Annotated in this window: 13 protein-coding genes; 7 read left to right on the top strand and 6 right to left on the bottom strand. The window is 68.7% G+C overall.

Going from position 1 to position 9,912, the window contains the following annotated elements:
• Positions 1 to 63 precede the first annotated feature (63 nt).
• The 4 genes from AC01Y6_RS08685 (at position 64) to AC01Y6_RS08670 (ending at position 3,550) form a co-directional block, all read left to right on the top strand.
• Positions 64 to 1,056: a hypothetical protein gene (locus AC01Y6_RS08685; RefSeq protein WP_476671136.1), complete on the top strand. Its 993-nt coding sequence runs from the start codon at positions 64 to 66 to the stop codon at positions 1,054 to 1,056.
• Between the two features lie 38 nt (positions 1,057 to 1,094).
• The gene (locus AC01Y6_RS08680) at positions 1,095 to 2,159 is read left to right on the top strand and encodes a radical SAM protein (protein ID WP_428719780.1); all 1,065 of its coding nucleotides are present in this window, start codon (positions 1,095 to 1,097) and stop codon (positions 2,157 to 2,159) included.
• A gap of 27 nt (positions 2,160 to 2,186) precedes the next feature.
• A complete protein-coding gene (locus AC01Y6_RS08675; protein ID WP_476671135.1) occupies positions 2,187 to 2,615 on the top strand; it encodes a c-type cytochrome in 429 nt (142 codons plus the stop codon).
• Between the two features lie 68 nt (positions 2,616 to 2,683).
• Positions 2,684 to 3,550, top strand: coding sequence for a hypothetical protein (locus AC01Y6_RS08670; RefSeq protein ID WP_476671134.1), 867 nt, complete (start codon positions 2,684 to 2,686; stop codon positions 3,548 to 3,550).
• On the opposite strand, the gene AC01Y6_RS08665 is transcribed toward AC01Y6_RS08670, so the two are convergent.
• The 4 genes from AC01Y6_RS08665 to AC01Y6_RS08650 all read right to left on the bottom strand — a co-directional run bounded on the left by AC01Y6_RS08665 (position 3,525) and on the right by AC01Y6_RS08650 (position 6,483).
• The gene (locus AC01Y6_RS08665) at positions 3,525 to 3,857 is read right to left on the bottom strand and encodes a NifB/NifX family molybdenum-iron cluster-binding protein (protein WP_428721690.1); all 333 of its coding nucleotides are present in this window, start codon (positions 3,855 to 3,857) and stop codon (positions 3,525 to 3,527) included. The genes AC01Y6_RS08670 and AC01Y6_RS08665 overlap by 26 nt on opposite strands.
• 28 nt (positions 3,858 to 3,885) lie before the next feature.
• The gene (moaC, locus tag AC01Y6_RS08660; RefSeq protein ID WP_347240397.1) at positions 3,886 to 4,359 is read right to left on the bottom strand and encodes a cyclic pyranopterin monophosphate synthase MoaC; all 474 of its coding nucleotides are present in this window, start codon (positions 4,357 to 4,359) and stop codon (positions 3,886 to 3,888) included.
• Positions 4,360 to 4,430: 71 nt separating this feature from the next.
• A complete protein-coding gene (locus AC01Y6_RS08655; protein ID WP_428719776.1) occupies positions 4,431 to 5,639 on the bottom strand; it encodes an MFS transporter in 1,209 nt (402 codons plus the stop codon).
• A 10-nt stretch (positions 5,640 to 5,649) separates the two neighbouring features.
• A complete protein-coding gene (locus AC01Y6_RS08650; RefSeq protein WP_428716399.1) occupies positions 5,650 to 6,483 on the bottom strand; it encodes a universal stress protein in 834 nt (277 codons plus the stop codon).
• Between the two features lie 33 nt (positions 6,484 to 6,516).
• Between AC01Y6_RS08650 and folP the strand changes: the two genes are divergently transcribed.
• From folP to AC01Y6_RS08635, 3 genes are all read left to right on the top strand, one after another.
• Complete coding sequence (folP, locus tag AC01Y6_RS08645) at positions 6,517 to 7,341, top strand: dihydropteroate synthase (RefSeq protein WP_347240394.1); 825 nt, start codon at positions 6,517 to 6,519, stop codon at positions 7,339 to 7,341.
• A 9-nt stretch (positions 7,342 to 7,350) separates the two neighbouring features.
• On the top strand, positions 7,351 to 7,707 hold the full coding sequence (folB, locus tag AC01Y6_RS08640) for a dihydroneopterin aldolase (protein ID WP_428716400.1): 357 nt from the start codon (positions 7,351 to 7,353) through the stop codon (positions 7,705 to 7,707).
• 176 nt (positions 7,708 to 7,883) lie between these two features.
• Positions 7,884 to 8,426, top strand: coding sequence for a LabA-like NYN domain-containing protein (locus AC01Y6_RS08635; RefSeq protein ID WP_347240392.1), 543 nt, complete (start codon positions 7,884 to 7,886; stop codon positions 8,424 to 8,426).
• A gap of 33 nt (positions 8,427 to 8,459) precedes the next feature.
• Here AC01Y6_RS08635 and ndk read toward each other — a convergent pair whose 3' ends face one another.
• Positions 8,460 to 8,873 carry a nucleoside-diphosphate kinase gene (gene ndk, locus AC01Y6_RS08630; protein WP_428716401.1) on the bottom strand — a complete coding sequence of 138 codons (414 nt, stop codon included), beginning with the start codon at positions 8,871 to 8,873 and terminating at the stop codon, positions 8,460 to 8,462.
• Between the two features lie 21 nt (positions 8,874 to 8,894).
• Complete coding sequence (locus AC01Y6_RS08625; protein ID WP_347240390.1) at positions 8,895 to 9,818, bottom strand: PP2C family protein-serine/threonine phosphatase; 924 nt, start codon at positions 9,816 to 9,818, stop codon at positions 8,895 to 8,897.
• Between the last annotated feature and the right edge of the window lie 94 nt (positions 9,819 to 9,912).

Below are 9,912 nucleotides of genomic sequence, written 5' to 3'. Positions count from 1 at the left end.
ACGCATATCGGTCAAGTCTGGGAAGTGGCCGCCATCGCCTGTAGAATCCTGTAGAATGGGGGTATGAAAAAAAGCCTCGCCCTCCTCGCCCTAGGCCTTTCTGCCCTGGCCCAAGAGGTGGCGGTCTACCCCGGCTTCGCCGAGGTGAAGGAGCCCGTGGACCTTCCCGCTGGGGCCTGGGTCTTTCTGGCCGGGGAGAAGTTTTCCCGCATCCTCCCGGGCTCCTTGCGCCTTATTGGGGTGGAGGAAACGGAACGGGTCTTCCAGGGAAGCGCCGTGCTCTTCCGCTACCGGGGGGAGGGGAAGGCGACGCTTCGCTACCTCTATACGGGGCTTTCCGGAGAGGTGTTCTACACCCTTGAAGAAGGCCAGCTCACCGCCTGGGCCCGCCTTAGGCTTGAAGGGGAGGCCTTGAGGGCGGAAAGGCTCACCCTCTTCGCCGGGGAGGTGCGGGCCCGGGCCGTCCCCCAGGCTGCCCTCCGCGCCCTGTCCCTGGAGGAAACCCCCGCCTCAGAAAGCCCCTTTGGCCTCTTCCGCTACGAGCTTCCCCCAAGGACCCTCTTCCCCGGCACCACCGAGCTTCCCTTCCTCAGAAAGGAGGTGGACCCGGAGAGGCTTCTCCGCTACCAAGGCCCCTTCCGCGCGGAAAGCCTCCTCCCCTTGGAGCGGGGCTACCGCTTCAGGGCGCCTTTCCCCCTCGCCCCCGGGGGGCTCGAGGCGGTGGAAGGGGGGCTTTTCCTGGGCCAGGCCCTCCTCCCGGCCACGCCCCAAGGGGAGGTGGCGGAGGTCTGGCTCGGCCAGGACCTGATGGCCCGCCTCGGCCGGAAGGTGGAGCTTCTGGCCCAGACCGAGAAGGAGGCCACCTACCGGGTGGAGACCCGCCTGGAAAACCCCTACCCCTACCCCGTCCGCCTGCTCCTCGCCGAAACCTTTCCCCGGGGCTTCCGGCTGGACTTCCCCGGGGCGGTCCTCGTGCCGGAGGGGTACCGCCTCGAGGCGGCCCTGAAGCCCAAGGAAGCCCGCCTTTTCACCTACCGCCTCACCCTGCCCCGCTAGGGACACCTGTCCCCCAACCCCTCCCCCATCCTTAGGGCATGAAGCCCGACCTCCACCGCTTCCCCCTCCTGGTGGCCTGGGAGATGACCCGGGCCTGCCTTCTGGCCTGCCTCCACTGCCGGGCCTCCGCTGAGCCCGACCCCCTCCCCGGGGAGCTTTCCACGGAGGAAGGCCTAAGGCTTTTGCGGGAGCTGGCCACCTACACCCCCAAGCCCATCCTCCTGCCCACGGGCGGCGACCCCCTGGCCCGCCCCGACCTCTTCCTCCTCTTGGAAGAGGCCAGGCGCCTCGGCCTCAAGGTGGGCCTCACCCCCGCGGTTACCCCCAGGCTTACCCGAGAAGTGGTCGCCCGCTTCCGAAAGCTCGGCGTTCACCAGATGGCCATCTCCTTGGACGGGGCAAGCCCCGAGGCCCACGACGGCTTCCGGGGCGTGCCGGGCACCTTCGCCCTGGCCCTTAAGGCCTTGGACTGGGCCCGGGAGGTGGGCCTCATGACCCAGGTGAACACCACCGTGTCCCGCCGCACCTGGAAGGAACTCCCCGGTATCGCCGCGATCCTGGCGGAGAAGGGCGTGGCCACCTGGGAGGTCTTCTTCCTGGTACCCGTGGGCCGGGGGGCCCTTTTGGACCAGCTCTCCCCGGAAGAGTACGAGGAGGTCATGCACCTCCTCTACGATCTCTCCCGCCGCTACCCCTTCAAGGTGCGCACCACCGAGGGCCCCATGTTCCGCCGGGTAGCCCTGGAGCGCCGCCGGAGGGAAGGAGGAGAGGACGGGGCTTTGGTGGGGGAGGGGCGGGGCGTCCACCTCTCCGACGGCTTCGGGTTCGTCTTCGTCTCCTCCACGGGAGAGGTCTACCCTTCCGGGTTCCTCCCCCTCTCTGCCGGGAACATCCGGGAAAAACCCCTCCTGGAAATCTACCGAGAGAGCCCCCTCTTCCGGGCGCTCCGCGACAAGGACCTCCTGAAAGGGAAGTGCGGCGCCTGCGAGTACCGGGGGATTTGCGGGGGGAGCCGGGCCAGGGCCTGGGCCGAGACCGGAGACCCCTTGGCCGCCGACCCGCGGTGTGCCTACACCCCCCAAGGACAAACGCCCCTAGCCTGAGGCCCGGGGGGCCCCTATGCTTGGGGTATGCGGCGCCTGGTTTTCCTGCTCCCCGTCTTGGGGCTGTTGACCTTGGCGCAAAGCCCTGGGGCCAAGCTCTTCTCCGCCCACTGCCAAAGCTGCCACCAGGCTCAAGGCCAGGGCCTCCCCGGGGCCTTCCCGCCCCTCACCCACCTGGACAAGCTGGTCCAGGCCAAAGGGGGCCGGGAGTACCTGATCCGGGTGGTGCTTTACGGCCTCCAAGGGCCCTTGACCGTGGAGGGAAAGACCTACAACGGCGTCATGCCTCCCTTCCGCCAGCTCAAGGACCAGGAGGTGGCCGACCTCCTCAACCACGTCCTCACCGCCTTCGCCAAGTCCAAGGCCAAGCCCATCGCCGCCGCCGAGGTGAAGGCGCAAAGGGCCAGGGCGTTCTCCCCGCAAGAGGTCCTCAAGTCCCGTCCCCCGGTCAAGTAGACCGGTGTACTCCCTCCCCCCGGGGCCTTAGGCCCCGGGCCACCCTTTCCAGCCGCCCCGGAGGGATAATGGCCTTAGGCATGGGCCCAGGGTTTCACCGCCTTTACGCGGACCGCCTGGCCTGGCGCTACCGCCTCGGCCTGGCCTTGGGCCTGGCTCTGCTGGGCCTTCTCCATCCCACTTGGGCCCTGGCCTCCCCCCTTGCCCTCCTGCTTCCTGCCCGGCCCTTTGAGGGCCAGGCCCTAAGGGCCATCGCCCGGAAAAGCCTCGCCTACCCCACGGCTTTGGCCTACGGGGAGGAGCGGCTTTGGCAGGAGGCCAGGCGCGCGCGGGTGGAGCTCCCCCCTTTTCCCGGCTGGCTTCTTCTGGCCTACCTCCTGGTCCTGGTTCTGGCCCTGGCCCCCGCCCTCTGGAAGGACCCGGGAGGCGGGACCTGGCTCCCGCCCGGGGTGGAGCGCACCGTGGAGCCCGCACGGGAAGCCTCCTCGCCGGAGGGGAAGGGCCCTCGGGATGAGGGCCAGGCCGGGGCCGAGGCCACGCAGGGCGGCCCTCCGGGCCCAACCCCTTCTTCCTCGGGCACGAAAACCCCTTCTTTCCCGGGGGGACGGGAGGAAAGGGAGGCCCCCGCCTCCGGCCAAGAAGGGGGGCGTCCCGGGCCAGGGGAAGCCCCCTCGGGGCAGCGCCCGCAGGGAACCCCGGGGCTAGGGGAGAGGGAGACCCAAGGCCCTTCCCTTGAGCCTCCCCCCCTCCCCTCGGGGCCGGAGGAGGGTCTGCTCTCGCCGGAGGACCAAGGAGGGGCCTCTCCCCTACCCACCCCCTGGCCCCAAGGCCAGCCGCCGGAGAGGGTGCGGCGGGGGGTAGAGGTCTACCTGGAGCGCACCCCCCTTTCCCCGGAGGACCGCGAGCTCCTCAGGCGCTATTTTGGCGTTCCCTGACCCGCTCCAGGGCCTCGGCCACGCTTACCGGGCCCACCTCGAGGCGGTCCGCCAAAGGAAACGCCCCCACGGACCCCCCGTGGCCGAAGCGGGCTCCCACCCGTAGGTCCACGTCCTTAAGGAGCTCCCGCATCCTTTGGTGCTTGTCCCCCCCTTCCATGGCGGCGTAGGGGTTCTCCCGCACCTCCAGTAGGCGGGGCTTTCCGTCCTCGGCCACCTCGTAGATGGCGAAGCGGGGAGCGTGGCCGAAGGGGCCGGGATACACCTTGGTCTCGTCCTGCTTGGCGAGGGCTATGGCCAGGCGCATGCCCTAAGGATACACCTTGGGGGTACCTTTACTCCTCCCGCCGCCACTCCCCGCTCTTTCCGCCCGCCTTGTGGAGGAGCCGCACCTGGGAGATCACGAGCCCCTTGGAGGCCGCCTTGAGCATGTCGTACACGGTCAGGGCGGCCACGGCGCAAGCGGTGAGGGCTTCCATCTCCACCCCCGTCTCCGCCTTGGTCCTCACCGTGGCCTCTATGCGGACCCGCCGGACCTCCCGCTCCAGGGCCACCCTCACCTCCACCCCGGTGAGGGGCAGGGGGTGGCAGAGGGGAATGAGGTCCGCGGTCTTCTTGGCGGCCATGATCCCGGCCAGCTGGGCCACCGCCAGGGGATCGCCCTTGCCCACCCCGCCCCCTTCCAAAGCGGCCAAGGCCTCTTCCGTGAGCTCCACAAAGGCCTCGGCGGTGGCGGTGCGGAAGGTGGCGGGCTTCTCCGTGACGTCCACCATGTGGGGTTTGCCGTCCTTGAAGTGGGTGAGGTCCATGGCCTTAGTGTAGCGGCCTAGGGGCAGATAGGACGTCTTGGCGGTAGAGGCGGGAATCCCGTTCAGGGCGCTCAACGGGATCGGCGGATGCCCGCCACCAAGAACGCCCCTAGGAGGAAGAAGGTCCCCGCCAAGAGGAAGAGCACCCAGTAACCCAGCCCGGGCTCCCGGGCGTTCAGGAGGTCCAAGGGGCGGCCGAAAGCCCCGGCCAGCACCTGGGGCACCACGATGGAGGTCTGCCAGAGGCCCATGTCCGTGGCGTGGGCCCGGGGGTCCTTGAGGACGTCGGAGACCAAGGCCCAGTCCACCGCCAAGTACACCCCGTAGAAGAGGCCGAAGAAGAGGGAAAGGGCAAGGAGGACCTCGTAGCGGGGGAAGAGGAGAACAAAAGGCATCAGAAGCCCAAGCCCGGCCCCGGAGAGGTAGATGAGGGGCTTGCGGCCCAGGCGGTCCGAGGCCCTCCCCGCGGGCACGCTGGCCAAAGCCGCCCCCAGGGAGATGAGGAGGCCCAGAAGGGCCACCGCCTGGAAGGGCTCCTCCGTGAGCACCCGCCCCAGGACGGTGAAGACCCCCACCACGTCGGCCAGAAAGTACTGGAGGTAGGTCTGGGCCAGGTAGAAGCCCAGCATGACCAAGAAGCGGGTGAGGTAGACGAGAAGGAAGTCCCGGTCGCGCCAGGGAGCGGCCACGGCGGCGAGGAAGGGGCGGGGGCTGGCCTGGGGCAGGCGCTCGGGCACCAAGGGGAGGCTAAGGGCGGCCCCCAGGAGGTTGACCAGGGCCGCCAGGTAGGCCTGGGGCGCCAGGGAAAGCCCAAAGCCCACCGCTCCCCCCAGCACCTGCCCCAGGACCTGCAAGGCCCCCATATACCCCGAGGCCTGGCCCCGTTCCCCCCTGGGCACCAGGTCGGGGATGAGGGCGGAGTAGGGGCCGGTGGCCAGGTCGTCCGCGAGCTGCAGGAGAAGGTAGGCCCCAAGGAGCGCCCCGTAGCTCGGGGCGTGGACCAAAAGCCAAAGGGTTAGGGCGGTGAGCAGGCTCCCCCAAAGGAGGAAGGGCCTCCGCCGCCCCAGGCGGTCCGAAAGGTAGCCCATGAGGGGCGGGCCCAGGATGGCCATCACCGCCCCTAAGCCGAAGAGGAAGCCGAGCCTCGAGGCCTTCTCCTCCGGGGGGGAGACCTCCGCCACTTTGGCCGGGAGGAGCACCAGGAGGACCAGGAACCACTTGAAGCTGGTGGCGAACCAGTAGGCGGATAGGGCAAGGAACCAGCCGGGCCCGTGGCGCATGCGCCCCACCTTACCAGACCGCGGCCTCCGGGACCACCAAAAGGGGCAGGGGGCTTCGCAGGGCGAGGACCTCCACCATCCGCCCCAGGCGGTGGCGCCAGGAGCTTTTGGCCTTGGAGCCCAGCACCAAGAGGTCCGCTCCCCGGGATTCGGCCAGCCTCAAAAGGTCCAGCTCCTCCTCCCCCCAGGTCACCTCCACCGCCCCGGTGGCCCGGAGAAGGCCTTCCAGGTGGGCCCTCGCCCTTTCCAGGACCTCCCGGGCGGAAAGCCTCGCCGGGTCCAGGTAGGTGGGGAAGCAACACCCCCCTTCCCCGCTCACCAGGTGGAGGCCCAAAACCTCCGCCCCTAGGGCCTTGCCCCAAGCCTCGGCCACACGGAAGGCGGCCAGGCTTGCGGGGCTGTCGTCCAGGCCCACGGCGATGCGGTCCACCCGGGTAAGCGCCCTGGGCAGGAGGAGGACGGGCACTTCCCCCCGGTGGAGGAGGTAGCGGACGAGCCCTCCCCTGGCCATGGCCTCGAGGGGCGCCTCCCCGCCCCGACCCAGAAGCACCAGCTTGCTCTTTAGGGCCTCGCCCGCCACCGCCTGGGCGGGAAACCCCCGAAGGACCTGGGCGGGAAGACCGGTGGCGCCAAGGGCCTTTTCCACCTCGGCCTCGGCGAGGCGCAACACCTCTTCCGCCCTAGGGGCTAGGTGGGGAAAACGCCTCCCCAGGGCCTCCCAGTAGGAGGCGGGCACCACGTGGAGCAGCAAGGCGGGTACTCCTAGGCCCCTTTCCAGAAAACGGGCGCTTTCCACCACGGCCTCGAGAGCCTCTCCCAGATCCACCGCTGCCAAAAGGCGCATCCTTCACCCCCTCGCCGCCATTATAATCCGGGCGTGCTTTGGCTTAGGGACCGTACCTTGGACCTCTCCGAACCCCGGCTTATGGGGGTTCTCAACCTCACCCCCGATTCCTTCTCCGATGGGGGCCTCTACCTGGAGCCGGAAAAGGCCCTGGCCCGGGCCAAAGCCCTGGTGGAGGAAGGAGCGGATCTCCTGGACCTGGGGGCGGAATCCACCCGGCCTGGGGCGGTTCCCGTGCCGGTGGAGGAGGAAAAGAGGCGGCTTCTCCCTGTCCTGGAGGCGGTGCTGGAACTGGGGGTTCCGGTGAGCGTGGACACCCGTAAGCCCGAGGTGGCCGAGGAGGCCCTAAAGCTCGGGGCCCACCTCCTGAACGACGTCACCGGGCTTAGGGACGAGCGGATGGTGGCCCTGGCGGCCCGCTTTGGGGTGGCGGCGGTGGTCATGCACATGCCCGTGCCCGACCCCGCCACCATGATGGCCCACGCCCGCTACCGGGACGTGGTGGCGGAGGTGAAGGCCTTCCTTCAGGCCCAGGCGGAAAGGGCCCTTAAGGCGGGGGTGCCCCAGGTGGTGCTGGACCCCGGGTTTGGCTTTGGCAAGCTCCTCCCCCACAACCTGGCCCTCCTCAAGCGCCTCGAGGAGATCGTGGCCCTGGGCCACCCCGTTTTGGTGGGGCTTTCCCGCAAGCGCATGATCGGGGAGCTCACCGGGGTGGAAGCGCCCAGGGACCGGGTTTTGGGCTCGGTGGCCGCCCACCTCTACGCGGCGCAGAAGGGGGCGAGGCTGCTAAGGGTACATGACGTGCGGGCCCACCGGGAGGCCCTGGCGGTCTGGAAGGCCCTCACCGCCCCAGACTAGGAGGTGAGGATGGGAGAGATCGCCCTTTTGGGCCTGGAGTTCTACGGGCACCACGGGGTCATGCCCGAAGAGGGGCGGCTCGGGGCCCGCTTCGTGGTGGACCTGTGGCTCACGGTGCCCTTTGAGGGCAAGGGGGACCGCCTCGAGGAAACCGTGGACTACGCCGCCGTCTACGCCCTGGTGGAGGAGGCGGTGCGCCACCGCCGCTTTTACCTGATAGAAGCCCTGGCGGACCACCTGGCGGAAGCCCTCATGGAGGCCTTTCCCCGCCTCCAGGCGGTGAGGGTGCGGGTCCACAAGCCCCACGCCCCCATCCCCGGCGTCTTCCGCGACGTGTACGCGGAAACGCAAAAAGAACGCTCCTAGAGCGCATTTTCTTCCCTCATCTTGCGCTCATGGGAAAGGCGTGGTAGGATTCCCCTGCCCAGTAAGGGCTAAGCCGAAAGCGGTATACCTCCCCCACCGCTCAAAGGAGCGGTGGGCTATAAACCTTCTCACCCTTAGGGGATAAACTGAGGGTGCCCGGGAAGGGGCGGGCCCGTATGGAAAGGGTAGCCATATTTATCGACGGCTCCAACCTCTACAAGGGGTTGGTGCAGCATCTGGGTTCGGACTATCGGCTGAACTTCGTGGAGTTCATCACCCTCCTCGCCGCTGGGAGAAAGCTGCTTCGGGCCTACTACTACAACGCCCCCCTGCCCCCCGAAGACCCCGCCGCCAAGGCCCACCAGAGCTTCCTCAACTACCTGAAGCGGGTGCCCTACGTGGCCGTGCGCCTGGGAAGGCTGGAAAGGCGGGCGGACGGCTTCGTGGAGAAGGGGGTGGACATCCAGATCGCCATCGACATCCTGCGCCTGGCCTACGCCGATGCCTACGACGTGGCGGTCTTGGTCTCCGGGGACGGGGACTTCGCCGAGGTGGTGCGGGTGGTGCAGGACATGGGCAAGCAGGTGGAGAACACCACCTTCCACGCCCTCTCCTCCCACCGCCTGGCCCAGCAGGCGGACCGCTTCTACCCCCTGGACGACTTCCCCTGGGAGCGCCTGCGGGCCCAGACCCTCCCCCAGGGGCCGGAGGAGGGCTAGGGGCGGCACGGAGAAGGCCTTTTCGGGGCGGTCTTAAAGCAGCTCCTCGGGGCGGAAGAAGAGGGCGATCTCCCGCTCGGCGTCCTCCGGGGTGGCCGAGCCGTGAATGACGTTCTCATCAATGGTGGTGGCGTAGTCCCCCCGGATGGTGCCGGGGAGGGCGTCCTTGGGGTGGGTGGCCCCCATCATCTTCCGCACCTCGGCCACAACGTTTGGGCCCTCCAGGACCATGGCCACCACCGGCCCCGAGGTGATGAAGCCCACCAGGCCGGGGAAAAAGGGCTTCTCCCGGTGTTCGGCGTAGTGCCGCTCGGCAAGCTCCCGGGAGATCTTCAAGAGCTTGAGCCCCACCAAGCGGAAACCCTTGCGCTCAAAGCGGGCCAGGATCTCCCCCACCAGGCCGCGCCGGAAGCCATCGGGTTTGACCATCACGAAGGTCCGTTCCATACCCCTAGCAGTCTAGCAGCCTCAGGGGCGGAAGTAGCCCAGGAGAATGTAGGCCACCACCACGATCCAGAGGAGGATGAGAAGGAAGTCCCGCCAGTCCATCCGGGGCCTTCGGGGTTCCAGGACCTGGGTGGGGAGCTTCTCGGGCTCCTCCCCGAGCTTGAGGCGCACCGGGGCTCCCCGGGCGGCCTCCAGGGGCAGGGCGTAGGGGCGGGTGGACTCCGGGAGGTCCTCCGGCACCCGCACCACGATGGCGCTGATGTTGTCGGGCCCGCCCCACTCGTTGGCCAGCTCCACCAGACGCCGGGCGGCTTCCTCGGGAGGAAAGTTCTTCAGCGCCTCCTTGAGGGTCCGGTCCTCCAGGACCCCAGAAAGCCCGTCGCTGCAAAGGAGGAAGGTGTCCCCCGGGGAGAGCTTAAGCCCCAGCAGGTCCACCCGGGCCTGGGGAAAGGAGCCCAAGGCGTTGGTGATCACGTTGCGCCAGCGGTGGGTCCGGGCCTCCTCCACGGTGAGGAGGCCCTGGCGCACCCTTTCCGCCACCCAGGAATGGTCCTCGGTGAGGAGGCTGAACTCCTCCCCCCGCAGGAGGTAGGCCCTCGAGTCCCCCACGTGGGCCACAAGGGCATAAGGCAGGTCCAGGAGAAGGCAGGTGGCGGTGGTGCCCATGCCCCGGTTCTCGGGGCGCTGGGCCTCCTGGTGGATGCGGGCGTTGGCCCGCTCAAAGGCCTCCAGGAGAGCCTTGGGGGAGGGCTCGGCTTCGTGGAAGTGGCCGAGGATGCTCTCCACGGCGAGCCTGGCCGCCACCTCCCCGGTGCGGTGCCCCCCCATCCCGTCGGCCACCACGAAGACCCCACCCCAAGGGGTGAGGAGGTGGCCCACGGCGTCCTCGTTTTTGGAGCGCTTGAGGCCGGGGTGGGTCCTTTCGGCGAAGACGAGGCCGGGCACGAAGAAATACTATCACCCAAGTTGCTACCTATCCCTGGGCCTGAAAAAATAGTGGCCGCTATGCTTTCGCGCGTCATAGCGGCCTAGAACGTAC

The organism is Thermus sp. (genome assembly GCF_056332225.1).
This window is presented reverse-complemented; position numbering and strand designations above follow the sequence as displayed.